A 24,941-nucleotide genomic window follows, 5' to 3' on the forward strand; every position below is an offset into this window, starting at 1 on the left:
GCCCGGGAGGCGGCGGCGCGCGGAGTGCGCGTGAACACGGTCGCCGGGGGCCACGACGACGACCAGATGCAGCGCCGCGGTTCGGCGGACGAGGCGGCGCGCGCGGCCTTGTTCCTCGCGATGGAAGCGCCGCTGACCAGCGGTTCCGAACTCCCCGTGGACGTCACGGACGCAGCGGGCGATCCCCTTGGAGGCACACGACATGTCTGACACCGGGACCGGCACGGAGACCGGGACTGGCGGCGGGTCCGGCACCGGGACCGGCACGGAGACCGGGACTGGCGGCGGGTCCGGCACCGGGACCGGCACGGAGACCAGGACTGGCGGCGGGTCCGACACCGGGACCGGCACGGAGACCAGGACTGGCGGCGGGTCCGACACCAGGACCGGCACCGGCACCGGCACCGAGGGCGGCACCGGCACCGGCACGCGTCGACCTGCGGAGAGCCGAACCCCCCGCGACCGCGACAAGCTCCCCCTGCCTGCCCTCCTCGCCCTGGCCACGGCCGTCTTCGTCACCAGCCTCACCGAGACCCTCCCGGCGGGCCTGCTCCCGGCGATGAGCGGAGCGCTCGGCGCGAGCCAGTCGGCGACGGGCCAGACCGTCACGGTCTACGCGGTCGGCACCTTCCTCACCGCGATCCCGCTGACCGCCGCCACCGCGGGCTGGCGCCGCGGCCGGCTCCTGCTCACGGCGATGACGGGTTTCGCCGCCGCCAACACGGTGACGGCGCTCTCCTCCTCGTACGCCCTGACGATGACGGCCCGTTTCGTCGCCGGTGTCGCGGCCGGGCTGGCCTGGGCCCTGCTGGCCGGTTACGCGCGCCGCCTCGCCCCGCCCCGCCTGGAGGGCAAGGCCATGGCGATCGCGATGGCGGGCATCCCGATGGCGCTGTCGCTCGGCGTGCCGGCCGGGACCTTCCTCGGCACGGCGCTCGGCTGGCGCACCGCGTTCCTGGCGATGACGGCGCTGACCGTGGTGCTCCTGCTGTGGATCCGGCTGGCCGTCCCCGACCACCCGGGTCAGGAACGCGCCACCCGCACCCCGATGCGGCACGCCCTGCGCGTACCGGGTGTGCCCCAAGTCCTCACCGTCACGCTGGTGTTCGTCCTCGCGCACACGATCCTCTACGCGTACGTCGCCGCGTTCCTCGACGACCTCGGCCTGGGCGGCTCCACCGACGTGATCCTGCTCGTGTTCGGCGCGGCGTCGCTGCTGAGCATCTGGATCGTCGGCGCCCGGGTCCACGACCGGCTGCGCGCGCTCACGGTCGCCGGCACGCTCCTGGTCGCCGCGGCCGCCGCGCTGCTCGCCCTGTTCGCGGGGAGCACGCCGCTCGTGTACGTCGCCGCCGCGCTGTGGGGCCTCGGCTGGGGCGGCATCCCGACGCTGTTGCAGACCGCGGCGGGCCGGGCGGGCGGCGAACAGGCCGATGCCGCCCAGGCGATGCTCGTGACCTTGTGGAACGTGGCGATGGCGGGCGGCGGCGTGGCCGGTGGGGTGCTGCTGGACGTGGCGGGTTCGGGCTCGTTCCCGTGGATGGTGCTGCTGCTTCTGGCGCCGGTACTGGTGCTGGTCCTGAGGTCCCGCAACCACGGCTTTCCCCCTCAGGAACGGCCCGAGTGAGCGGCCCGCATGAGCAACTCGCGTGAGCACCCCGCATGAACGCCCCGCATGAGCAGAACTCGTCCGCAGCCCCCGCAGAAGGAGCACAACCATGACCGCCACGACCGCCACGACCACGGCCACCAAGACCACGACCACGGCCGTCACGACCACAGTCACCGCCACCACGACCACTGCCACCACAGGCGCCAGCCCCGCCCCCCACCCCCTCTTCCTCCCCACCCACCTCGGCCGACTCGCCCTCCCCAACCGCCTGGTCATGGCCCCCATGACCCGCAACAGGGCCCTGCCCGACGGCACGCCGACCCCGCTCATGGCCACGTACTACGCCCAGCGGGCCACCGCGGGCCTGATCATCGCCGAGGCCACGACGCCGAACGCCGTCGGCCGCACGTATCCGAACATCACCGCCCTGCACACGGACGCCCACGAGGAGGGCTGGCGCCGGGTGACGGACGAGGTGCGCGCGGCGGGCGGCCGGATGTTCCTGCAGTTGCAGCACGGCGGCCGCGTGGGCCACCCGGCGAACAGCGGCCACACCCCGCTCGCCCCGTCGCCGGTCCCGCTCCCGGACGGCATCCACACCACGACGGGCCATCAACCCTCCGTCATACCCAGGGAGTTGAATGTCGACGAGATCGACGCGACGATCGCCGACTTCGCGGCCGCTGCCCTCCGGGCGATCGACGCCGGCTTCGAGGGCGTAGAGGTCCACTCGGCCAACGGCTACCTCCTCCACCAGTTCCTGGCCGGCAACACCAACCGCCGCACCGACGCCTACGGAGGCCCGGTCGCGCACCGGATCCGCTTCACGGTGGAGGTCGTGCGGGCCGTTGCGGCGGCGATCGGCCCGGAGCGGGTGGGCGTGCGCCTCTCGCCGGGCCTGACGGTCAACGGCATCGAGGAGGACGACACGGCGGCGCTCTACCCGGCCCTGGTGGAGGCCCTGAAGGAAGTCGGCCCCCTCGCCTACCTGCACCTCGTGTACGCGGACCCGTCCGACCCGGTCTTCCAGGGCATCCGCGCCGCCTGGCCGGGCACCCTCATCGCCAACCCGGCCTCCGGCACCCCGGTCGCGGCGGGCGAGCAACTCCTGGCCGCAGGAGCCGAATTGATCGCCCTGGGCCGCCCGTTCCTGGCCAACCCCGACCTGGTCGAGCGGCTGCGCACGGGCGCACCGCTGAATCCCGTACGCGACGAGTTCCTGATGTACGTCGGCGGCGCGGAGGGCTACACGGACTACCCGCGCTACACGCGCTCCCCGAACGAACCGGAGTCCCCGAACGAACCGGAGTCCGTGATCGAACCGGAGTCCGTGATCGAACCGGAGTCCGTGAGCGAACCGGAGTCCGTGATCGAACCGGAGTCCGTGAACGAACCGGAATCCCCGAGCGAACCGGAGTCCGTGAACGAACCGGAGTCCCCGGGCGAACCGGCCCCCGCGGCCCTCCCGAAGCGAGCCGTCTCCGGCTCCAGGCACCACGCGAGCGCCGCGGGCCAGACCCCGTAACCGTCGCCGAGCGACAGGTGTCCCGCGCCCTCGACGACGTCCGTGTCGACCCCCAGCGGCCGGCCGTACGCGGCGAGGGCGCCCTCGGGGCAGCACGGGTCGTCGTCACTCGCGACGATCCGCACCGGAACGCCCTGTGCGCGCTGCGGGGCGGGCGGCGCGAACGCGGCGATCTCCGGGTGCGCGGCGACGAACGACGCCGACGGCGGCGCCACCAGGAGCACCCGCTCGACGGACCCCGCGGGCACGACGCCCCGCGCCACGGCGTGCAGCCACACCAGGCACCCGAGACTGTGACAGACGACGACGGCCGAGCGGAGCCCATCGAGCCGGGTCGCCAATTCCCCGACCCACATGTCGAGTTCGGGGTGGTCGGGTTCGGGAAGCTGCGGGTAGATAACCTCGTGCCTGGCGCCGTCGGGGCCCAACTCCCGGGCCAGCCAGTGCTGCCAGTGCCCCTCGGGCCGACGGTTCTGCCATCCGTGGAGAAGAAGAAAAGTGCTCACGGCCACAGATCCTCAGGCCCGTGGCCCGCCGGGTCCAGTCCATATCTGTTCCTGATCTGTTCCTGATCTGTTCCTGCGAATCCGCTCCTGCGGAAGCCGCTCCGCCGCGACCGCTCAGCGCGGGGCGCCACCGCACCCCGGGGGCAGCACGGCACCCCGGCCGCGCAGATACCGGAGCGCGGCAGCGAAGGAGTAGCAGTCGAACAGCGCTGAATGCTCCTGCCCCTCGCCGGGCGTGGGCAGCCCGAGCACGCTCCACAGGCGGCCCACGTTCGCGTCCGCGGTCCGTGGCGCGAGGGCGTTCACCCAGGGGCGGATGTTCACGAAGGCGGCGTCGAGGAAGCTGTGTTCGATCTCCTCGCCCTTGGCCCGCGCCCAGCCGATGTTCTCGCCGAGTACGACCATGTCGTTGCCGTAGGACAGCACGGACTGCCCCTGGCAGAACCCGAGGAAGTCCCCCAGGGCCCGGGCCGGCGCGACGCCCTGCGCGTCCACGGCCTCCTGGGAGATCCCGGTGAGCCCCGTGAAGTACGCGTCCAGCCGCGGGTTCACCACGGGCCGCACCAGCGTCTCGAACTCCTCCACGACGGAGCAGTCCTCACGCAGCCGCAACGCCCCGATCTGCACGATCTCCCGCAATTGCCCCGCCGCGCCCCAGCCCTGCTCCAGGGCCCCGGGCCACGAGGTGAACTCAAGGTCGAACACGACGAAGGTGGACACCCCCGCAGCCTTCCAGCCGGTCGCCGGGACCGGCAACACGCACCGATGTCCAAAACCCATCGCCCTCGGTACCTGCGCCCTTACATGCCGTCATGGGCGCGTGCTGTCATACGTCCTGCGCGGGGATATGCCGAGCGACCTGGCCGGGAGGGATTTCCGTCATGGGGACACAGTGGGCGTGCGCAAGGCGGGCCCGATGATCCTCACACTCAATGTGGCGGTGCTGCTCGCCGTCATCATCTACGTCCGCATACGCCGCCGCGTGCAGGCCCGCAGCCGGGGTGACCAGTGGCTCACCGTGGCCATCGTGACGGTGTTCGGCCTGCTCCTCGCCCCCACGGACTTCGGGCAGGGCGTCGTGGACCTGGTGGGCCAGGTCGCGCAGGGCGTCTCACGCTCCAGCAGCCCGTGAGCCGTTCGGCCTGCGGCAGCATCTGCTGCCTGAACAGGCCCCGCGCAAGAGTGTCGTGGATCTCGGAGGACAGCCGCCGCCACTGCGCGAGGCGCCCGGCCCGCGGTTCGGTGGCGGCCAGGTCCCGGCGGGTGCGTACGAGGTCACCAGGTCTCTCGAGGTCACCAGCTCTCTTCGGGCATGACGCTCTGGATGCGGGACAGGGTGAAGACGCGCTCGGCGTCCCGAAGATGGCACCAGGCTTCGAGGAAGGGCGGGTCGAGCGTGAGATCGCTCAGGGTGCGCACGGTCCGCCGGCCGGAGGCGGCGACGTACTCGATGGTGAGGGCCCGACCCGAGTCGATGGCGTGGGCGAGCTGACGGACGTCGCTGTAACGCAGGCCTTTCGCACCCCCTGCGACGATCTCCTCGGTGTCCGAGGCGAACGGCCTTCCTCCGTCGAACGGCGCCGGATCGGGAATCGTCGTCGGTGCCGCAAGGAGCCGGGCCGCCAAGTCGTCCGGTTCGACGGCGTCGGATTGCCGGGCCGGGCGGGCGGCGCCGATACGGCCGCTCGCTCCGGTGCGGATACCGCCTGGAGACGGAAGCGGAGCCGCGGCGGGCGCTGCGTCCCGCTGCGGCGGGAGCCTGTCGACGCGCGCCACACCCTCGTCCGTCTCGGCGACCGGGGCGAACCCCTCGGCCCGGAGCGCGGCGAGGGTCGTGTCGAGCGGGCTGTGGCTGACCAGAACCGTCGGCGCCAGGTGCCGCAGCCGGAGCCGGACGAGCCCGCGATGAACGGCCAGTTCGGCCAGCAGGGCGGGCTCGTCGCTGTGCAGGACGCAGGCGGCCGGAGCGATCCGTACGCGCCCGTGGCCGCGCGCGGTGTCGGCGATCAGATACGACAGCGGCTGCGGCAGCGGGCTGCCCGCAACCGCGGCCAGCTCTGCCTGGATGCCCTCGGCATCGAGACCGTCGTCCAGGGCGCGGCGGATGCTCGCGGAACTGAACCGCCACAGCGACGCCGCGCCACTGGCCTCCCGGTCGGCGACGGAGTCCAGGAGAGAGGAGAGCCGGGCGGACGGCGTGCCGGTGACGACGGCGGTGAGGTCGGCGCCGATCCGGGCCGTCGTGACGGCCGTGGGCAGCAGCCGTCGGCACTCGGCACCGAGCCCCTCCGCGTCGTGGACCCGCACGTGCGCACCGAGGTCCGACAGGGCGCCGCGAGCGATCACGCCGAGGAGTTCGGCCTCCTGGATCACGGTGGCGAACGGGACGGAGTCCTGGGGCGGGGACTCGGCGAGCGGGCGGAGCCAGCCGATCAGCGGTCCCAACTCCGAGGCGATCCGTGCACCCCGCCCCACCGGCAGCTGCGCGAAGGCGGCCAGCATCCCGTGGCGGGTTCGCACACAGTCCTCGCAGGGAGGCGCTCCCGCGAGGGCAGGGAGCGCCCTGTTGTCCTCGTCGCGTGCTCGGGTGGCGGTGAGCGGCAGGTCCCGCCAGGTCCGCAGCAGCAGGGCGAACTGCTCCGGGGGCTCCAGTTCCGTCCAGGCGCCGTACGCCTCGGTGGGAACCACGCGATCGCCGTCCCGTCGCAACAACCCGGCGGCGTACGCGATCTCCAGCGTCAGGCGGACGACGGCGTCGTCCACCTGGGCGGCCTTACCGATCCGGGCCAGTTCACGCGCCCCGACCCCGCCGGACCTCAGCCGGGCCGGTGCGCTCGCCGAGCAGACCGACAGAACCGCCGCGGCATGCGCTCCGAAGACCGTGGCCGCAACCGACGCCTCGTGGTTCACCTCTGGCGAGGTGACGGGCACCAGTGGCACGGACGGCGGTGCGGGGTGGAACGGAGCGTGCCAGCCAGGTCCGCGCAGCGCGAGCGCCACCTCGGCCGGCATGCGGGTCTGGCCGTAGCCGTGAGGGTCCGGGATGAGGAGTCCCCGCTCCCATGCCCACCGCTCGCCCGTCCCGCGGTCGGACCCAGGGGCGCCGAACATGGTGAATTCCGGTTCCCCCGCAGTGGCCTCGGCTCGGCGCGCGAGCAACTCCCGGGTGGCCGCAGGCGCCTTGGCGACCAGCGCGGTCACCCGCACCGGATCGCTGTGGTGTCGCACCAGCGCGGCCAGCCGTTGGGATTTGGTGGCCGGCGGCTTGATGCCTAGTTGCGCCAGTATCCGGCGCAGTTCCTCGGAGGCTGACCTCGCGAGCAGTTGTTCCAGCGGAGCATCGAGCCCCAGTGGTGCGTCCCACGCCTGCCGCAGGGGTTCAGCCATGTGAAGCGTCCCCGCATCGTCCGGCCAGACCAGCGCGTGATCGGCCAGCGCCTCCAGCGATGCGTCCAGCTCACGAGCGGTCCCGTTGCCCACCACCCCCAGCAGCGCCGTCAGCGCGTCCCGCGACGCGGGCGCCCCCAGCGCCGCCACCGCCTCGGCCACCTCCAGGTGCGGCAGCGCAAGCCGCGGCAGGACGTGCGCCACCGACCCCGGGCGCTGAAGACGGTCCGCCAGTTCCCCCACCGAGCGAGGCTCCGGCGGGGACGCGACGTCTCTCCGCATCTCGAGCACGCGTGCCAGCCGAGCGCGGTCGAGGCCACGCAGCCATGTCACCAGCGGCGATCGGGAGTTCATGCAGAGGCACCTTGTGAACGGGAGAGCGTCGCGACGGCACAGGCGCATGCCGCCGGTTCCAGGATGGCGCATCCCTGGGCGAAGATCCCCCACTCATCAAAATGCTCGAGGCCCCAGCTTCCGGGCGAGACCAAAACCGTCACCACGGTTCGCTCTCCACATCGGGCACCAGGCGTCTACCAGGGGAGTGGGTCCGGGCGACGTTGCCACCAAAGGCCCTGGCCTTCGGACGTGGTGAGGCCCGCCTTCGCCGACTGAGTGAGCTCGGCCACCCAGGCGTCGTCCTGGACCGTCAGTTCCTCGAACCGTTCGTCCAAGGGCTCTACGGCCGGCTTCAGCAACTCGACGGCTTGAGGCGTCAGCTGCTGTTGGACTGCCTCCAGCTCGTCTCGCGCTTCGAGCCGTTCGAGGTAGAGCTCCGCCGGGTACCAGCCCGCAGGACCCCAGCCGTCCCCCATCGTGCGGACCAACTCCTCCCACGCGCCCAGGCAGTCCCTGGCCCGCCATAGCAGTGCGCCCGGCACGTCGCCGTTGCCCGTGCCGAGGGTGCTCAGAAGGTCACCGAAGCGATCAGCGAACGGAGTTGGCTTCCGCTGTTCGCGCACGATCTCCGGCAGTCGGGTGACCGCTGCCTGCGGGAGACGTGCCACGGGCGCTTCAACCGCGTCGATCGCGTACGAGAAGTCCTCGTCGTCCGTCACCAGGAGACGGACCCGGGTGACCGTGCCGTCGTCCGCCGCGAGCCAGTAGGCACTGGGCAGGATCTCCTCGGCCGGATAGAGGACCACACCCTGGACCGCACAGGCGAACGCGGCGGCGAGATCGGGCTCTCCGGGTTGTGACTGGACGCTTTCCTGAGCGTAGATGTCCAGAGACGCTGTCACGTCACCACGAACCGTCGTCTTCTCGCACAGGATCGGGGCGTCCCAGTTCCGGAGGTCCTGATCGGTGTGCTCGTCGGCTACGTCGACGTCCTCGACGGACAGGCCGAAGCAGCGGGCGAGTCCCTCGGCGACGGCCTCGTTGCTGAGAGGTTCCACAGCGAGGAAGTCGTACGTCATTGGTAGGTCCCGTCGTAGATGGTCAGGGCCTTCTCTACGCCACCTGCGTTTTCGTGAGTCGTGGGTTCTTGGTCAATCGTGGCGTGACGCTGACCTCGCCCTGGCGATCCGGCGACGCTCCCGGTCACCGGATCCATCGCCGCGCTCGACCTGTCCGGCACCATCGACATCACGGCCGAGCAGGAGCAAGCCCAGGCGGGCACGCTTGGCAATGAGGCGTTCCAGACAACGTGGTCGACAAGAGCCGAGGCGCCTGGCGAAGGCGGAGGAGTTTACTGCGGGAGTGATGCGCGAAATCTTGCGGCGTCGTCTCCGAGGCAGAGGGAAGGCTCGTCGCCGAGCGTATCGAGTACGTCCCTGATGTCTCGCGCGAGTTCTGGTGCTTCGGCCCACCGGCCCTCCGGGGCGAGGAGCGCCGGGCCGGCTTCCCGGCGTGAGTGGTTGAACCGAGTGCCGCTGTGACGCTCCGTCCGAACCGACTGCAACCAAAACTGCAGCCCGCGAACGTCGAAGGGCCCCACTGCGAACAGTGGGGCCCTTCGACGTTAGTGCCCGGTGAGGCACTGGCGGAGGATACGAGATTCGAACTCGTGAGGGGTTGCCCCCAACACGCTTTCCAACTCTGCAGGGACCCGTTCGTGGCTGTTCAGGGCAGTTCGGCGGCGGGGGATCGAGCGTCGCTGATCCGCTGCTGAACGCCCACGAACGCACCCGGATGAGACTGCGGTTGAGACTGCGTTGGGCCTGGTTAGTCACCGACTCAGCGCGACGTGAAGCTGCAACCTTCTGATCCGTAGGCGGGTGCTGTGCGCCTCGCCTCTCGGCTGCAACCGTCCGCTGTTGTACGACACCGTTGATGTCAACCACTGATGTCACGTCACCATCCGGCTAGCGCTCGCCCCTCTCGTCCATTTGCTTCCATCTTTCGAAGATCGGCAGGAAGGGACCGAGCGCGCTCAGGCCTGCGTCTTCATCCGGGCCTGAGATGGTCTCCCCAAAAACGATCTCTCCTGACTCGCTTCTGCTGAAGGGGCTGAGCAGGGACACGCGCTCACCGGCCCGAGTAGCAGCTGCCACGTGAAGGACTTCCTGCCGGTCCTCGCGATCCCGAGGAGGGATTGGCAAACCTTGCGCGTCGCGCTTATCGTCCGGCGCCCACCATGCCTCAATCACCAGAACGACCCCATCCGCCCGCAATGTTTCCACGCGATCTGCAAGTCGATGGAACATCAAATACTTGCCGTTCTGGTCAAAAAAGTTGGGAGAGATCATATCAACGATCTTCCCGTCTCGATATGACCACACCATAGGCATGTGGTTCTTGTCCTTGAGCATTACCATTTGAGCGGACTTCATCAACTGTGGTGCGGCCTCAATGGGTCCGGTGGCGGTCACGGAAAACGTTCCGTACCGCTTATTCGCCTTCTCCACTTGGCGCTCATCGCGCGTGATGGAGTGCACCACTTCACTGATCCCAAAACCATCTTCGAGGTCGACGTGCTCTTGTCGGAGGGCTGAGTTGATGTCCATGCAAAGTAGCGGATGAACACTGATATTCGAAGTTACGCACGCCGGATCTCTGCTGTCCATTGCGCAAGATTCGACGCCAGCAGCAGCGTGCCCGGCATAGAGCAATCTGCTCAACTCAATGAAGATTTCCCTAGTCGCGTGAAGCAACTCATAGTCAGGAAGAGCCTTGTCCACCCATCTGCGAGAGACGGTAACAACACCCACTCGCGGGTTACCGGGGTCCGAGAAAATCGCCGCCAGCATCTGTTGCGACGACATCCGCGGAGGGAACGTGAACTTCCTTTCTTCTTTGGTGATCCAGTTCGCCACCCAGCGAATCTTAGCCTCGCTAAGCAGCTCAAGATCGGATTCCTTGACGATTCTGTTTCGAGATTTAACAGCCCATCGCATCAGCGGCTTAGGGGTTACGTCCCTGACGAAATTCGTGTACCACTCTTCGTAGTCCGGGAGTTCAGCCTTTTGCTTCTGGATCATGAAGGTTACATTCCGCAACCCCTGGACAAGTGAATTCAGGTGCATGCGAAAATCGTCGGGCTCCATATAGGTAGCCGACATCGCATGCCACATCGCATGACAATCCATTAGCCGCTTATGAGCGGTCGGCATGGGGCATGGCTCAGAATCAGTCATATCAAGAGGATAGATAGGTCGCCTACCCACGCCGACCCATTTACGCTCTTACGTGCAATGTAATAATTTGCCAGGAATGGAATCTTTTGCCGTATTTGCTTGAATCGGGTGATTTATTGCAAATGGAGCACAAGACTTGTCTGTCCCGCAAACTGTCAGGCGGACGCGAGCGCAGGTGCCCGCCCCACCGCCAACAGGTGCGAACTCGCGGCGAGCAACTCCGGGTAGGGCTCCGCCATGCGCGCTGCCTCCATGGCGGAGTCAAGAAGCTCTTGAGTGGGCCCCTCGCCGGGCTGCTGTTCGGCTGTCTTTACCAGCGACCACGCGGGTCCCTCGATGCCGAAAACCTGCACGTCGGTCAGCCCCGACGCCACAAGCTCCGAGACCAACTCCTCCGCCCTGTGGAAGTAGGACAGGGTGAACCCCCGCACGCCGTCATAGACGGCCGTCTCAAGAATCTTGGAGACAGAGTCACGGATTCGCTCAGTGTGGAGGTGGGCGTATGTCACGTGCTCGAAGAGCGAGGCATAACGGTTGATAGCCGCTGCTGCGACCAGCCCGCCCGGTTTCACCACTCGCCCCGCCTCCGCGAGAGCGGTTCGCCGGTCCTCGGCCTCCGGCAGGTGATACAGCGGCCCGAGGAGCTGTACTACGTCGTAGGTGGCGTCAGGCTCTTGGAGGTCGCGGGCGTCACCCACGACCGCGGGGCACACGGCCGATGCGTGCTCAACGTGCCGGGGCACTGGGTCAACCAACTTCACGTCGTAGCCGTCCTTGACCAGCCACTCGGCATGAATCCCAGTCCCCCCGCCAACGTCTAGTACGCGGGCCGGCGCGAGAGGCAGAAACCGTCGGAGAAGCTCTTGAGTTCTGGCCAACTCCATCCGCCCGTCTGCCGAGCTGCGCAAGCGGCTGTCCTCGTTCACTGTCTCGCCGTAGAACCGCATCACGGAGGGAGCCAATTCGAGATTCGACATGCCCGCAGTATCGTGTGTACCGGTGGACCAGTCCAGCGTGCGAGGTAGGGGAAGCCAATGGCTGTTCTGAAGTACGAAGAGATCGCCGAGTCACTTCGGACCCGCATCGCCGCAGGTGAGTATGCCCCTGGTGAGGTGATCCCATCCGGTCGAGACTTGGCCGAACAGTGGGGCGTGTCACGTGCCACTGCCATCAAGGCCGTGGACGTGCTCCGGAACGACGGTGTCGTCGTGGCCAAGCAGGGGACCGGGTTCGTGGTCACGGAAACCCCCGTGGCACGGCCCGCCGGCGCCCGGCGGGCCGGATCGGCGCGCATCTTGGGCGGGATGCCGTTCCTTCGGGTCGGAGCCCCCGACTGGGCCGAGCCCCCCGCACGCGTCGCCACTGCGCTTGGGCTCGCACCCGGCGTTAAGGCTCTCCGTCGCGTCAGGGTGCTGCAACTTCCGGACGGCAGTCCCAATAGCTGTGTCGAAGCGTGGTTCCCGCCTGAGATCGGAGAGGCAGCACCCCGGCTCTCCGACACAGCCCCAATCGCCGAAGGCACGACACGCTATGTCCGGCGTCAGACCGGGCGCTTCCCTGCGGAGGGGGTCGACATCACAACCGTTCGTCTCGCTACGGAGGTTGAGGCGGAACGGCTAGCGGTTGATGAGGGAAGTGCGGTTGCCGTCCTGCTTCATACAGCCCATGACCAGGAGGGACGACCGCTGGTCTGCGAGGAGGGCGTCACGCCTGCGGCGCTGTTTGAACAGGTGGATACCTACGCGATGTAGGGCAAGAAGTACATTTAGCTGGACCGGTCCGCCGGTCCAGCTTTTTTGATGCCCAATCAGACGTCCTGACCTGCAAAAACTCTCAGACCTACTCGACAACTCCGATTTCATCGCTTGACTGGACCGGTCCACCGGTCCAGTCTATGAATGCAACGCCAAGGGCCCCCGCAAGGGGGTCATGAGGCCCCGTTTCGGCGGGGGCGAGGGACCCGGACCCCTTGGCAGTCCGGAGGGCTTAGGCCGAAAGGCCACGTCTCCATACGCCTGTAACGGGAGCTCGTGTTCCCGAAGGAGACATCGCACCATCACGGCATTTCGCAGCTCATCGGCTGCGTCGGTTGCCTCCGCTGCTCGTCTCGTACGAGCAGCGCTGAGGGGAGCCGGATTCACCGACTTCAACGGCGCGCGGCCCCGGGTGGCTAGACCCGGGGCCGCTGTTCGGGCCGTACCAACTGCTAGGGAGACACGACCCAATGACTCACATCGTCACTGCTCAGGAAGCTGTTACCGCCGCCGAGTGCTTCGACTCGATGGAGCCCACGAACGCGGAGCTGGACGCCATCGACGCGGAGATGCCCGTCATCCGCGCGGAGCTGGACCTGCTGGACGCGCAGATCATCGTCATCGACCGCACGCCGACCGAGCTGGACGCCCGGCGCATCCGCCGAGCCCGCCGGCGTCTGCTGGCCGCGCACCGCGACCAGCTCAACGGCACGGACAGCCGGACGGGCGGTGCCGCATGAGCGCCGTTCGGAGCCTGTCCGACGCGCACGCCGAGGTGAAGGCGGAGATCACGCGGACCGACGGCAAAGCGAGTCTGCTGCTCGCGTTCATCGGCGCCGTTCTGGCCGGCGTGTGGAGCGCGGGCAAGGACGCACCGCTCACCCCCTACGCGCTGATTCCCGGACTTGCCGGCATCGCTGTGCTGGTCGCGGCGGCAGCGCTGCTGCTGTCCTCGGTCCGCCCGAACCTGTCGGGCCGCCACGGCTTCCCGCTGTGGGCCACGCTCACGGCCGAGCAGATCCGGGAGGCGGTCAACACGGACACCGCAGCCGACATTGCGGGACTGTCCCGCATCGCGGTCATCAAGTTCACCGCGTTGCGACGCGCGATCGACCTGACCCGCATCGGCGGCGGCCTGCTCATCGTGGCCACGCTGGTTCTCGCGTTCGGGGGTGCCGCATGATCCGCATCGTCACCAGGAAGCGGCTCGCGCTGCTGGAGGCCGACACACACGCCGCCTTCGAGCGCGCCCGGCGGGCCGGTGAAGCACGGGACCGCTCCGCGCGGGAACTGGCCGACGCCATCGACCGCACAGGTCGAGCCGAAGCGACCACCGATGAGTTGAGCTTCCTTCTGGGCCACGCGGTCAAGGAGGCGAGCACGGCCGAACAGCGGGTGCTGCTCGGTCAGATCGAGCTGCGGCGCCTGCGTGAGGAGCTGGCCGACGCCCGGGAGCCGGGGCGGGCGGTATTCGTGCTGCTGCACTACGGCACCCCGCGCATGGTCTACCGCAGTCGTGAGGACGCCTGCGCCGACACCGCCACGCACGGCGTGCGCGCCGACGCGGTGTGGAGGCCGGCTGAGCGGTTCTGGGCGGATGCGGAATGGCTGCTCGCGGTGTTCAGGTACGACGCTGGCGCGCGCGGGTTCCGGGGCACGCTGGGGGCGGTTCCTGAAGCGCTCGGGGGTGCGGCGTGAACGCTGTTCATGTCCGTTCAGCCGAGAAGGCCTTGAACGTCGGGACGTGGTTGATCGTGTTCGGCGCGTTGCTCTACAGCGTCCTCACCGTCACCCCGCTCATGGCCGACCACACCGCCAAGCGGTGGGCGTGGACGGCTCCGATTCTCCCGCTGGTGGTGGATGCGGCGGTGGTCATTGTGGTCAAGCTGGACGACGTGTTGGCCCGGCTAGGTGGGCACGGTGGCCGGTGGCCCATCGCGCTGCGGTGGATGACCGGTCTGATGACGCTGGCCCTGAACACGGCCGACTCCGCGTTGAAGAAAGACCTGGTGGGAATGGCTGTCCACTCGGTCGCGCCGCTACTGCTGATCGTCACAGCGGAGACCGGACTGGCCTACCGCCGCGCCATCGCACGCGCGGTGACCGCGCTGGAGGCCGCGCAGAAAGCCGAGCGGGAAGAGCGCGAGCAGAAGGCGCGCGATCGCGCCGAGCGGGCCCGTGCCGATCAGCGCGAGGAGCGCGAGCACGCCGCGCAGTTGGTCCGTGAACAGCGCGACCACGAAGCACGGTTGGCCCGTGAACAGACCGAGCGGGAAGAGCGAGCACGGCGTGAGGAGCGCGAGGCGCGCGAGCGGGAGCAGGCTGCCGAGCAGGCTGCCCGTGAACGCCGTGAACGCGAGCGTGAACAGCGTGAACAAGAGGCCCGGGAGCGTGAACGCCAGGCTCGCGAGCGGGCCGAAGCGGAACGCCGCGAGCAGACGCTGAAGGTCGAGCGTGAACAGCGTGAGCGGCAGGAGCAGGCGGCCCGTGAACGCGCCGAACTCCTCGACCGCGAACCGGCCGGCGAGCGGCTGGAGGAAGGGTTGGCGCGCCGGATCGTGGCCGCCGCGTGTGAGTCGGGTCTGCCGGTGCGGCAGGCTGCCGAGCTGTCCGGCTGGTCGGTCGGCTGGGTCTCGACCCGCTACGCCGAGCACCGCGCCCCCGATGCGGGCCGCCGTGCTGATCTCGCGATCGCGGGCGGCCAGTGATGGCCACCCTTCCCGTCTACCGGTGGCACCTCGCGCCGGATGGGTTCGCGACCCGTCGTCAGCTCCGCGCGCTCGGTCTGCGGCCCGGTGGTCAGGAGGTGGCGGCGCAGTTGGAGCGACCCCGGCGTCGTCGGGGCCCGCTGGTCGCCTACCTCTACCGCGTCGACTGCGCGTTGCCGGTGCGTCCGATGACGCCGCGCCGGTGGGCGGCCCTTCAGCGGGCGAACACCGCCCGCCGCATCTGCCCGCAGTGCCGACGCGACGCGGGATACGTCATCCCGCCGACGCTCGGCATGTGTGTGACCTGCGCTTTCCCCGACAACGCCCCGGAGGGTGCGTGATGGAGAACAACCTGCCCGTACAGCGGCCGATGACCGTGATCCAGCTCCCCAACGGCCAGCACGTCTACACCGACCCCGCCAACCTCCCCGCCCCCCAGCAGCCCAACGGCCCGCAGGTCGTCCACATCCACCAGGCCGCCCCAGACCGCACGGTGCAGCGCATGGCGCTGGGCTCCGGGGTCGGCGCGGGGGCGGTCGCGGCCGGCGTCTACTTCGGCCCGCTCCTCGTGGGCGTGCTCACCGCGATCGCCGCGAACCTCGCCATGCTCGCCTTCATGGTTCTCATCCTCGGCTGGGGCGTCGTCACCGTCGTCCGCGCGGTCAGCGCTCCCCGGTCTGGGCGGCGTGACCGTAGGTGACCTGCGTCAACGGCGTTGGATGTAGCGCTCCATAAGCCGATTACCGGCCCAGCCGCCCGCCACGGCGGCCCCGGTGGCTGCCGCCCACGTGAGCGTGGGCGGCGCTCCCAGGGTGGATAGCACCAGCCCGATCACACCGAACGCAGCCACGGCACCGGCGAACCACAGAGCCACCCTGAGCCGATCTGCCATCCAAGGTTGCTGTGCCATTAATCCCCCATTCCGTCGGGGCGGACGAAACCCGCAGGCGCCCCATAGGGCGCCGCATACCCCCTGCGGATGGGGTTTGACCCCCGGCCCTCTGGGCGGCTCTCCACAGGGCCGCCAGGGGGTTGTACGGCCCTCTTTTCGCCCGCTCCTCGCGCGCGGGCGCGTAGGGCCCCCACCCCTCCCCACCGCTCAACTCTGCAACTTCGCAGGTCAGAAGTGGTTGCAGGGGGTCAACCGGCGCGGTTGACGCAACCAGCCGCACCGATGCCTGCAACTCGGTCGGGCCGGTGACGCCACGCAACGGCGCACCGGCCCTCATCCACTTGTCTCGGAGGACTCTCGTGGACTGGAAGCAAGCATGGTCGAGTACGACCAACACCACCACTGCGGCCCTGGATTCGGTCTCCCCGTTGTGTGCTCCGTTCGCGGTGCGCTGGGACCTGGAGGCCGACCGCCGCAACAAGCTGCGCACCTCCGAGCACTTGAAGGCGCTCATGGCTGCGCAGAAGGAGCACAACGCCGCGCGGTCCACGCTGTCGACGGCCAAGTCGCAGAAGCTCACCGCGCGGGCCGCGACGAACAACCCGTTCGCTGCGTCCCGTCGTGCCGCGCGCGTCGCGGCCAAGGCAGCCACCGCGCACGAGCGCGACACCCGGTCCAAGCTCAAAGAGGCGCGGGTGAACTACCCGACCACGCTCAAAGCCCGTGCGATCCAGGTGCATTCGATGCACGCCGTGCCCAGTGCGATCGCGTCCGCGCTCATGTCCACGCAGCACCTCACGCTGTGGCCGGCCGCCACGTCCGCGCTGCTGGTCGGGGCGAACGTGGCCGGTCTCGCGCTCGGCCGCCGCAAGACGCGCGTCGTTGTGGATGAGTCGCTGTCTCTGGAAGAGCGGCAGCTCCTGGAGCGGCTTGACCCGTCGTACTGGGTCGAGCACGCCCCGGATCGCGGTCTGTCGGGAACGGTGACCACGCCGCCCGCGATCGAGCCGGGCGGCATCCGCTGTGAGATCCGCCTGGATGGCACGTGGACGGTCAAGACGTTGGCCGACAAGGCCGATTCGATCGGTGCCCTGATCGGTGCCCGGACCGCTCTGCGGATGCGGATCACGTCCGCCTCGCGGAAGGGCTGGGCCGTGCTCACGCTGGCGACGCGTTCGGCCGCCGCAGGCGTCTCCTCCCTGTGGACCCCCGACCTCATCCCCACCGACCCGGCCATGATGAGCCTCGGCCTGGACACCGAGACCGGCGATGAGGTGCTGATCCCTTTCGATGAGCGGCTGTTGGTCTCCGGCGCATCCGGTACCGGCAAGTCGTGGTCGTTCCGGCCGCTGATCGCGACCGCCCACCTGCGCGGTGATGTGGTCCTCATCGACGGCAAGGGCGAAGAGGCCAACGTCTGGGAGCCGGTGCTGCGCACGGCCGTGGAGAGCGGCGAGATCACCGATGCGGTGGACGAGAGCCACGCGGAGATGACCCGCCGCAAGCACGCCATGAAGAAGCGCGGCATCAGCGTGTGGGACGGCCGTCAGCTCACTGTCGTCATCGACGAGGGACAGGTGATCCTGGCGCTGATCCAGCGCGACAAGGAGCGTCTTCAGCGGCTGATTGAGCTGTCCTCGCTCGGTCGCTCGCGCGGGGTCGTGCTGTGGTGGGCGACGCAGTACCCGCTCACCGATGGGTCCGCCCCGGGGGTGCACAAGCTGATCGCGCCGAACCTGCTCACCCGCTTCTCGCTGCGGGTTGCCGGCACCACTCAGGCGCAGGTCGCGCTGGACGACTGCGCGCACTACGCCCCGCACCAGATCCCCGAGGGCCGCGAGTACCGGGGCCACGGCTACCTCAAGGGCTACGGGCCGCGCATGCTGCGCACCTGGACCCTCGACGACGCCGGGGTGCGCACCCTGCCCAAGTCCATCTGGGCACCCGGGCCGCCCGCCCCGGTGGGGGAGGCGCCCGCGCCGCTGCGGCTGGTCAAGAACACCGACCCGTCCGGCATCGCGTCCAACCGCGACAAGGTTCTGGGCGCTGTCCAGGGCGGGTCCCGCACGGCCAAGGAAGTCGCGGACGCGACGGGCCTGAACAAGGGCACCGTCTCCCGCGAGATCAAGGCGCTCGTCACGGCAGGAGACCTGCACCGCTCCGCTGACGGGCGTCTGCTGACCGGCCAGAAGGCTGCCTGACCGCCTCTTTCCTGCACGACAACGGCGGCCCCCATCCGACCAAGAACCGGGGCCGCCGCCAATCCAGCACGCTCACGAACTGGAGACCTCCAGCATGACCCAACCCACCGACATTCGGCGAGTAGACCAGCGGCCCTTACTGCTGGACCTGTTCTCCTGCGCCGGCGGCGCCGCCACCGGCTACGCACGCGCCGGCTTCCGCGTCCACGGCTGCGACCACGCCGACCGGCCCAACTACCCCTTCACCTGGCACCGGGGCGACGCACTCGAATACCTCGCGAGCCTGATCACCACGGGGGAGATCGAGCGGTACGACTTCGTGCACGCCTCACCGCCGTGCCAGGCCAAGGCCACCCTGACCGTGGGCACCAACCGCTCGCGCGGATGGGGCGGCACGCACGTGGACCTCGTGGCGCCGATGCGTGACCTGCTCGACCGGACTGGGCTGCCGTACGTGATCGAGCAGCCCAACGGGCAAGCCGAGATCCGCAAGGATCTCACCCTGTGCGGCGAGATGTTCGGGCTCGGCGTCATCCGCCACCGCAACTTCGAAGCGGTCGGCTGCACGATCGAGCAGCCCGCCCACGTCCCGCACCGGGGTCGGGTGCGCGGCTATCGGCACGGCAAGTTCTACGACGGGCCGTACGTGGCCGCGTACGGCAACGGTGGCGGCAAGCCGTCCGTGCCGGAGCTTCAGGCCGCGCTCGGCATCGACTGGACCGACGTACGCGAGGAACTGACCGAAGCCATCCCGCCCGCCTACACCGAGCACATCGGCCGCGCCTTCCTCGCCGCCCGCACGCTGGGGGTGGCGGCATGAGGGAGCACCTGCGCACCGCGCTCGACCTCGCGACGACGGGGGTGCCGGTCCTGCCGCTGCGGGTCGGGAAGATGCCGTTCGGCAACTGCCGACCCTGCACCGGCAACGCGTGCGGCGGCCGGCCGAACATGAAGACCCCCGGCCCCTGCACCTGCCCCGAGCCGTGCCACGCGTGGGCCGCCGCGACCACCGACCCGGGCGTCATCAACTCCGCTCCCTGGCAGCGTGCCTGGCAGCACGCGAGCACGGTCGCCTACCACCCGGGCGGCGCCGGATTGACCGTCGTCGACCTGGACGACGCGGACGCCATCGCGTGGGCTCGCGAGCATCTGCCCGCTACCCGGATCGTGCCCACCACCCGGGGCCAGCACTGGCTCTACCTCGGCGCCATGCCGTCCGCGAACGGCGTGCGGCCCGGCGTGGACGTGAAGTCCAACATGGCGTACGCCCGTTGGCTGGGCTCCGGCTCCGGCCCGATGGCGGACCTGCCCAACGAGGTCCGTGCCCTGGTGGACAAGCCGACGTCGGCCCGGCCCGCACCGCAGACCGTTGCGGCTCCAGTTCCGGACGGCGGCGGGCAGTGCCCGCATCGCACGCCGGTCTTCCTGGAACGCGGTCTCGCGATGGCCGAGCAGCGCATCACGGAGGCCACGAGCAGCGTGCACAACGCCGTGTACCGCACGTTCCTGGCGGTGCTGTCCAAGCACGGCCGCTGCGGCTGCCTCACCGAGGACCACATCGCGCGGCTGTTCGCCGCCGCGCAGGCCAAGGGCGAGACCGCCCGGCACTGCTCGACTGCCTGGACCAATGCCCGCATCACGTTGGGAGTGTGACCGTGGCTGACGACGACAAGACTCCGGCCCGCGAGGTCATCACCGACTACGCCCGCGAGCGGTTCCGCTACTTCCGCACCCCTGACGGCACCGTGTACGCCCAGCGCAAGGGGCACCCGGTGGCCCGTCCGATCCGCTCGCAGGGCACCACCGGCAGCCACCGCCAGGAACTCATGGTCGGCCTGTACCGGGATGGCAAGGGCATGTTCAACGGCTCCGCCATCAAGGAAGCGCTCGACCTGATCGAAGCGCTCGCGCTGAGCGAGAGCGTGCAGCCGGTCTATATCCGGGTTGCCCCGGGCTTTGACGGGGCGACGTGGCTGGACCTGGGCCGCGACGACGGGCAGTCCGTGCGCATCCACCCCACCGGGTGGGAGATCACCGTTCCCGATCCCTGTGAGGTGTCGTGGCGGCGCACCCAGCTCACGGGGGAACTGCCCCTGCCGGCCAAGGACACCGACGGCAAGGGCATCGACGCACTGATGCGGCTGTGCAACTTCGCCACCGCCGAGACCGAGTGCCTGGCCATCGCGTGGCTGATCGGCTGCCTCGGTCCGTCCGTGCCGGTCCCCGCGCCATTCCTGACCGGGCCGCAGGGCGCGGGTAAGTCCACGGGTGGGCGGATGCTGATCCGGATCGTGGAAGGCATGAGCGGAGACCTTCGCCGTGCGCCGAAGGATGAAGAGAACCTCATCGCTGCGGTATCGGCGGGATGGGTCACTGCGCTGGACAACCTTTCCCACATGACCCCGGACCTGTCCGACGCCATGTGCTGCATCGTGACCGGCGCCGAGAACGTCAAGCGGGCCCTGTTCACCGACGGGGACGTCTTCCGCGTCGGCTACCGGCGCCCCCTGCTGCTCACCGGCATCGACGTCGGTGTCATCCGTCCCGACCTCGCGGAACGGCTCCTGCCGCTGCGCCTGGAACGCCCCAAGGTGCGGCGCACCGAAGCGGAGCTGTGGACGGAGTACGCGGAAGTGCTGCCCGTCGTGCTCGGCTCGCTCCTCGACCTCACGGTCAAGGTCCGCTCGGTGAAGGCGGAGACGCCAACCGATCTACGCATGGCGGACTTCGCGCACCTGTGTGCGCAGCTCGACGCCGCAACCGGGTTCGGAGTCCTGGCTGCCTACCGGGCCAGCCTGGACGACCTGAACGATGACGTCATCGAAGGTGACCTGCTCGCGCAGACCGTTCTCCGGCACGCCGAGACGCTCTCTACGGGCATGGCGCAGCGGATGACGTCCACGGAATGGCTGCACCTCCTGTCCGGCCTCTACAACGGCGACGGGCTGCGCCCCCTGCCCAAAGGGTGGCCAACCACCGGCAAGGTGCTCTCCGACCGACTGAAGCGCCTCCAGCCGACCCTGGCCGCCCGGGGCGTGCTCATCGACTCCGGGCGCACCAACACGGGCCGCTATCTCGAAATGATCCGCCCCGGCGCCCCGAGCCCGCACCAGCACTCGTTCTGAAGCGCCCCGCACGAACCACAAGCAAGAGGAGCACGCCCGGCGCGGGGTGCTCCTCTTGCTTTTCGGTGCAACGCGCCGCCCTAAGACGTGCCGCGCAGCGGCTCCTTCTTCGCGTCTGAAGGCGACACCCGCACCACTACAGAACTCCCCTTCTTTGTCCTAAGAGGAAGACGCTGCGTCACCTACGTCACCCGAGGGCGGAAACGGCCCCTCACCTGCTCATACAGGGGTGACGCAGACGGCCTATCCCTGCGTCATCGTGCGTCACCTGCGTCACCACGCACGTCATCGGTGACGCGGAAGGGTGACGCAGCCCAACCCCCTACGTCACGCAAAACCGCAGGTCATCCGGCATGAATGACACAGAAGACGCGATGACGCAGAAATCCCAGCCTCGGACACAACAGACCACCCTGCCCCGGAGGTTGATCCGTGACGACCAGTGAGGCGCCCACAGCGCGCGCCGACGCCGAGTTCGACCCCACACTCCTCGCGCTCACGGTCGAAGAGGCCGCCCGACGGCTCTCTGTTGGCCGCACGACGATGTACGCCCTCATCCGCGACGGAGCCGTAGAGACGGTGCCTATCGGTCGCCTACGCCGCGTGCCCGTCAAGGCCATCAGCGCCTACCTGGAAACCCACACGCAGTCCCGCCCCGCGTCCAACGCCGCGTAAGGAGAACCATGGAGAAGCGCGCCAAACGCCCTGATGGAGCGTCGTCCATCTACTTCGGCAAGGACGGCTACTGGCATGGCCGGGTGACCGTCGGCGTCCGGGACGACGGGAGCCCTGACCGACGTCACGTCTCCAGCAAGATCAGCGAGGGGGAGGTGATCAAGAAGGTTCGTGAGCTGGAGAAGCAGCGGGACGCGGGGAAGGTTCGTAAGCCGGGGCGCCCGTGGACCGTTAAGGCGTGGCTCCTCCACTGGGTGGAGGAGATCGCGAAGCCGTCGGTGCGCGAGAACACGTACGCCGGGTATGAGGTTGCGGTCAGGGTGCACCTGATCCCCGGGGTCGGCGCCCACCGGCTGGACAAGTTGGAGCCTGAGCACCTGGAGCGCTTCTACACGAAGATGCTGGCCAATGGCAGCAAGCCCGCCACCGCCCATCAGGTGCACCGCACGGTTCGCACGGCGCTCAACCACGCCATGCGTCGCGGCCACGTCACCCGGAACGTCGCCATGCTCGCGGTCCCGCCCCGCATCGAGGATGAAGAGGTCGAGCCGTACGACATTGAGGAGATTCAACGGCTCCTGTCCGCAGCGGCCAAGCTGCGGAACAGCGCGCGCTGGTCCATCGCTCTCGCCCTGGGACTCAGACAAGGTGAGGCGCTGGGCCTGCGCTGGTCGGACGTGGACCTGAACGCGGGCATCCTGCGCGTGCGGAAGAACAGACTGCGCCCGAAGTATCTGCACGGCTGCGGAGGCGAGTGCGGACGGTCCCCCGGCTACTGCAAGAAGCGGGTCAGGAAGAACGAGGACACAGCCAACACAAAGTCGCGCGCCGGCCGCCGCGTCATCGGCGTCCCTGACGAACTGGCCCGGCTCCTGGAGTTGCACCGGCAGGAGCAGGACCGCGAACGCGTCCGGGCCGCCCAGGAGTGGACCGAGACGGGATTCGTCTTCACGTCCCCCACCGGCCAGCCGCTGATGCCCAGCACCGACTACGACGTGTGGAAGCAGTTGCTCACCGACGCGAAGGTTCGGGACGGACGCCTGCATGACGCACGTCACACGGCCGCCACGGTGCTGCTCATCCTCGGAGTGCCGGAACGGGTGGTCATGCAGATCATGGGCTGGTCGTCCACCGCGATGGCGGCCCGCTACCAGCATGTGACCGGCGGCATCCTGGCCGACGTCGCGCAGCGGGTCGGCGGTCTCATCTGGGAGGTGGCCAAGCCCGAGGCTGGCCAGGGTCAGACCGACTCCGCCACAGCGCGTTGAGACCGTAGATGAGACTGCGAACGTCGAAGGGCCCCACCTCGCGGTGGGGCCCTTCGACGTTAGTGCCCGGTGAGGCACTGGCGGAGGATACGAGATTCGAACTCGTGAGGGGTTGCCCCCAACACGCTTTCCAAGCGTGCGCCCTAGGCCACTAGGCGAATCCTCCGCGGCAAACAATACAAGACGTTGAAGGGTGCTCGCGAACGCGTTCCCGCTCGCTCGGTGGGGACTCGTTTCCACCCGCTCGGAGCATGTACTCTGGGCGCAGCCCCTCACGTGGCGCTATCTGACTGAACTCCCCCAGGGCCGGAAGGCAGCAAGGGTAGGTTGGCTCTGGCGGGTGCGTGGGGGGCGTTTGCGTTCCCGGGGCGGGTCCGGCCGGGTGGGGCGGGGCCGGTTGTCAGTGGGCGCCTATAACCTCGTATGCGTGTCGTCTCTCGCGCTGTACCGCCGCTATCGCCCGGAGTCGTTCGCCGAGGTCATCGGGCAGGAGCATGTAACCGACCCGCTGCAGCAGGCGCTGCGGAACAACCGGGTCAATCACGCGTACCTGTTCAGTGGTCCGCGCGGCTGCGGCAAGACGACCAGCGCGCGCATCCTGGCCCGCTGCCTGAACTGTGAGCAAGGTCCCACTCCGACGCCGTGCGGGGAGTGCCAGTCGTGCCAGGACCTCGCGCGCAACGGACCGGGTTCGATCGATGTCATCGAGATCGACGCCGCTTCGCACGGTGGCGTGGACGACGCCCGTGATCTGCGCGAGAAGGCCTTCTTCGGGCCCGCCTCCAGCCGTTACAAGATCTACATCATCGACGAGGCCCACATGGTCACGTCGGCGGGGTTCAACGCGCTGCTGAAGGTCGTCGAAGAGCCGCCGGAGCACCTCAAGTTCATCTTCGCGACGACCGAGCCCGAGAAGGTCATCGGCACGATCCGGTCGCGTACGCACCACTACCCGTTCCGGCTCGTGCCGCCCGGGACGCTGCGCGAGTACCTGGGCGAGGTGTGCGGCAAGGAGGACAGCCGCGTCGAGGACGGCGTGCTGCCGCTCGTCGTGCGCGCCGGCGCCGGGTCCGTGCGTGACTCGATGTCCGTCATGGACCAGCTCCTCGCCGGCGCCGGCGAGGACGGTGTGACGTACGCCATGGCGACCGCCCTGCTCGGCTACACCGACGGCTCGCTCCTCGACTCCGTCGTCGAGGCCTTCGCGACGGGGGACGGGGCCGCCGCCTTCGAGGTCGTGGACCACGTCATCGAGAGGGGCAACGACCCGCGGCGCTTCGTCACCGACCTGCTGGAGCGGCTGCGCGACCTCGTGATCCTCGCCGCGGTGCCGGACGCGGCGGAGAAGGGGCTCATCGACGCCCCGGCCGATGTCGTCGAGCGGATGCAGGCGCAGGCCTCGACGTTCGGCGCCGCCGAGCTCAGCCGCGCCGCCGACCTGGTCAACGAGGGCCTGACGGAGATGCGCGGCGCCAACTCCCCGCGCCTCCAGCTGGAGCTGATCTGCGCCCGCGTCCTGCTCCCCGCCGCGTACGACGACCAGCGCTCCGTCATGGCCCGCCTCGACCGCATCGAGCGCGGCGGCGTCTTCACGCCGGGCGGCCAGGGGCCCGGTCCTGCGATGGCGTACGTTCCCGGGCCCGATGCCCACGCACAGGCACCGGCAGCCCCGCCCGCCGCCCCGGTGGCTCCGGTCGCCCCCGGCGGCGGCCC

General features: G+C 69.2%; 22 protein-coding genes, 1 tRNA gene, 1 other RNA gene and 3 pseudogenes. 19 read left to right on the forward strand and 8 right to left on the reverse strand.

Features of this window, described 5'->3' with window-relative positions:
- The 3 genes and pseudogenes from G3I40_RS39165 to G3I40_RS39175 form a co-directional block, all read left to right on the forward strand.
- Positions 1 to 210: pseudogene (locus tag G3I40_RS39165) on the forward strand (hypothetical protein); the annotation flags it as partial.
- Positions 203 to 1,627 carry an MFS transporter gene (locus tag G3I40_RS39170; RefSeq protein WP_239092203.1) on the forward strand — a complete coding sequence of 475 codons (1,425 nt, stop codon included), beginning with the start codon at positions 203 to 205 and terminating at the stop codon, positions 1,625 to 1,627. The pseudogene G3I40_RS39165 and the gene G3I40_RS39170, both read left to right, overlap by 8 nt.
- Positions 1,628 to 1,835: 208 nt before the next feature.
- Positions 1,836 to 2,873, forward strand: a pseudogene (locus G3I40_RS39175) (alkene reductase); the annotation flags it as partial.
- Positions 2,874 to 2,875: 2 nt separating this feature from the next.
- On the opposite strand, the gene G3I40_RS39180 reads toward G3I40_RS39175, so the two are convergent.
- A complete protein-coding gene (locus tag G3I40_RS39180) occupies positions 2,876 to 3,649 on the reverse strand; it encodes an alpha/beta hydrolase (RefSeq protein WP_343245161.1) in 774 nt (257 codons plus the stop codon).
- Positions 3,650 to 3,757: 108 nt separating this feature from the next.
- A complete protein-coding gene (locus tag G3I40_RS39185) occupies positions 3,758 to 4,363 on the reverse strand; it encodes a 3'-5' exonuclease (RefSeq protein ID WP_164559582.1) in 606 nt (201 codons plus the stop codon).
- Between the two features lie 196 nt (positions 4,364 to 4,559).
- Between G3I40_RS39185 and G3I40_RS39190 the strand changes: the two genes are divergently transcribed.
- Positions 4,560 to 4,775: a hypothetical protein gene (locus G3I40_RS39190; RefSeq protein WP_164559583.1), complete on the forward strand. Its 216-nt coding sequence runs from the start codon at positions 4,560 to 4,562 to the stop codon at positions 4,773 to 4,775.
- A 7-nt stretch (positions 4,776 to 4,782) separates the two neighbouring features.
- Here the strand turns inward: G3I40_RS39190 and G3I40_RS47720 are convergent.
- The 5 genes and pseudogenes from G3I40_RS47720 to G3I40_RS39215 all read right to left on the reverse strand — a co-directional run.
- Positions 4,783 to 4,920 (reverse strand): annotated as a pseudogene (locus tag G3I40_RS47720) (sensor histidine kinase); the annotation flags it as partial.
- Between the two features lie 16 nt (positions 4,921 to 4,936).
- Positions 4,937 to 7,384 (reverse strand): helicase-associated domain-containing protein, encoded by a 2,448-nt coding sequence (locus G3I40_RS39200; RefSeq protein ID WP_164559584.1) that lies wholly within the window; start codon positions 7,382 to 7,384, stop codon positions 4,937 to 4,939.
- A 176-nt stretch (positions 7,385 to 7,560) separates the two neighbouring features.
- Positions 7,561 to 8,445, reverse strand: a complete 885-nt coding sequence (locus G3I40_RS39205; RefSeq protein ID WP_164559585.1) for a hypothetical protein — start codon at positions 8,443 to 8,445, stop codon at positions 7,561 to 7,563.
- Between the two features lie 888 nt (positions 8,446 to 9,333).
- Positions 9,334 to 10,605 (reverse strand): hypothetical protein, encoded by a 1,272-nt coding sequence (locus G3I40_RS39210; RefSeq protein WP_164559586.1) that lies wholly within the window; start codon positions 10,603 to 10,605, stop codon positions 9,334 to 9,336.
- A 155-nt stretch (positions 10,606 to 10,760) separates the two neighbouring features.
- Positions 10,761 to 11,582, reverse strand: a complete 822-nt coding sequence (locus G3I40_RS39215) for a class I SAM-dependent methyltransferase (RefSeq protein WP_164559587.1) — start codon at positions 11,580 to 11,582, stop codon at positions 10,761 to 10,763.
- 57 nt (positions 11,583 to 11,639) lie between these two features.
- On the opposite strand from G3I40_RS39215, the gene G3I40_RS39220 reads away from it, so the two are divergent.
- The 13 genes from G3I40_RS39220 (at position 11,640) to G3I40_RS39280 (ending at position 23,228) form a co-directional block, all read left to right on the forward strand.
- Positions 11,640 to 12,356 carry a GntR family transcriptional regulator gene (locus tag G3I40_RS39220; RefSeq protein ID WP_164559588.1) on the forward strand — a complete coding sequence of 239 codons (717 nt, stop codon included), beginning with the start codon at positions 11,640 to 11,642 and terminating at the stop codon, positions 12,354 to 12,356.
- Positions 12,357 to 12,829: 473 nt separating this feature from the next.
- Positions 12,830 to 13,099 (forward strand): DUF6284 family protein, encoded by a 270-nt coding sequence (locus G3I40_RS39225; protein ID WP_164559589.1) that lies wholly within the window; start codon positions 12,830 to 12,832, stop codon positions 13,097 to 13,099.
- Positions 13,096 to 13,542 carry a Pycsar system effector family protein gene (locus G3I40_RS39230; protein ID WP_164559590.1) on the forward strand — a complete coding sequence of 149 codons (447 nt, stop codon included), beginning with the start codon at positions 13,096 to 13,098 and terminating at the stop codon, positions 13,540 to 13,542. Before G3I40_RS39225 ends, G3I40_RS39230 begins: the two co-directional genes overlap by 4 nt.
- On the forward strand, positions 13,539 to 14,057 hold the full coding sequence (locus tag G3I40_RS39235; RefSeq protein WP_164559591.1) for a hypothetical protein: 519 nt from the start codon (positions 13,539 to 13,541) through the stop codon (positions 14,055 to 14,057). The genes G3I40_RS39230 and G3I40_RS39235 overlap by 4 nt, the downstream gene beginning before the upstream one ends.
- Positions 14,054 to 15,067 carry a DUF2637 domain-containing protein gene (locus tag G3I40_RS39240; RefSeq protein ID WP_164559592.1) on the forward strand — a complete coding sequence of 338 codons (1,014 nt, stop codon included), beginning with the start codon at positions 14,054 to 14,056 and terminating at the stop codon, positions 15,065 to 15,067. The genes G3I40_RS39235 and G3I40_RS39240 overlap by 4 nt, the downstream gene beginning before the upstream one ends.
- Entirely contained in the window at positions 15,067 to 15,408 is a 342-nt protein-coding gene (locus tag G3I40_RS39245) for an RRQRL motif-containing zinc-binding protein (protein WP_164559593.1), read from the forward strand. The genes G3I40_RS39240 and G3I40_RS39245 overlap by 1 nt, the downstream gene beginning before the upstream one ends.
- Positions 15,408 to 15,767, forward strand: a complete 360-nt coding sequence (locus G3I40_RS39250) for a DUF6251 family protein (protein ID WP_239092206.1) — start codon at positions 15,408 to 15,410, stop codon at positions 15,765 to 15,767. Before G3I40_RS39245 ends, G3I40_RS39250 begins: the two co-directional genes overlap by 1 nt.
- A 551-nt stretch (positions 15,768 to 16,318) precedes the next feature.
- On the forward strand, positions 16,319 to 18,160 hold the full coding sequence (locus G3I40_RS39255; RefSeq protein ID WP_164559594.1) for an ATP-binding protein: 1,842 nt from the start codon (positions 16,319 to 16,321) through the stop codon (positions 18,158 to 18,160).
- Between the two features lie 94 nt (positions 18,161 to 18,254).
- The gene (locus G3I40_RS39260) at positions 18,255 to 18,980 is read left to right on the forward strand and encodes a DNA cytosine methyltransferase (protein ID WP_164559595.1); all 726 of its coding nucleotides are present in this window, start codon (positions 18,255 to 18,257) and stop codon (positions 18,978 to 18,980) included.
- Positions 18,977 to 19,813 carry a DNA primase gene (locus G3I40_RS39265; protein WP_164559596.1) on the forward strand — a complete coding sequence of 279 codons (837 nt, stop codon included), beginning with the start codon at positions 18,977 to 18,979 and terminating at the stop codon, positions 19,811 to 19,813. The genes G3I40_RS39260 and G3I40_RS39265 overlap by 4 nt, the downstream gene beginning before the upstream one ends.
- A 2-nt stretch (positions 19,814 to 19,815) precedes the next feature.
- Positions 19,816 to 21,285, forward strand: coding sequence for an ATP-binding protein (locus G3I40_RS39270; RefSeq protein WP_164559597.1), 1,470 nt, complete (start codon positions 19,816 to 19,818; stop codon positions 21,283 to 21,285).
- A gap of 432 nt (positions 21,286 to 21,717) precedes the next feature.
- Complete coding sequence (locus G3I40_RS39275; protein ID WP_164559598.1) at positions 21,718 to 21,960, forward strand: helix-turn-helix domain-containing protein; 243 nt, start codon at positions 21,718 to 21,720, stop codon at positions 21,958 to 21,960.
- 8 nt (positions 21,961 to 21,968) lie between these two features.
- On the forward strand, positions 21,969 to 23,228 hold the full coding sequence (locus tag G3I40_RS39280) for a site-specific integrase (RefSeq protein WP_164559599.1): 1,260 nt from the start codon (positions 21,969 to 21,971) through the stop codon (positions 23,226 to 23,228).
- Positions 23,229 to 23,306: 78 nt separating this feature from the next.
- Here G3I40_RS39280 and G3I40_RS39285 read toward each other — a convergent pair.
- Positions 23,307 to 23,394: transfer RNA gene (locus G3I40_RS39285), tRNA-Ser, on the reverse strand.
- A 97-nt stretch (positions 23,395 to 23,491) separates the two neighbouring features.
- Here G3I40_RS39285 and ffs point away from each other — a divergent pair.
- Both ffs and G3I40_RS39295 read left to right on the forward strand, forming a co-directional pair.
- An RNA gene (gene ffs, locus G3I40_RS39290) (signal recognition particle sRNA small type) lies at positions 23,492 to 23,590 on the forward strand.
- A 65-nt stretch (positions 23,591 to 23,655) separates the two neighbouring features.
- Positions 23,656 to 24,941 (forward strand): DNA polymerase III subunit gamma and tau (locus G3I40_RS39295; RefSeq protein WP_164559600.1); only part of this gene is annotated, 1,286 nt, incomplete at its 3' end.

The sequence above is a fragment of the Streptomyces sp. SID14478 genome (assembly GCF_010548525.1).
GTDB lineage: Bacteria > Actinomycetota > Actinomycetes > Streptomycetales > Streptomycetaceae > Streptomyces.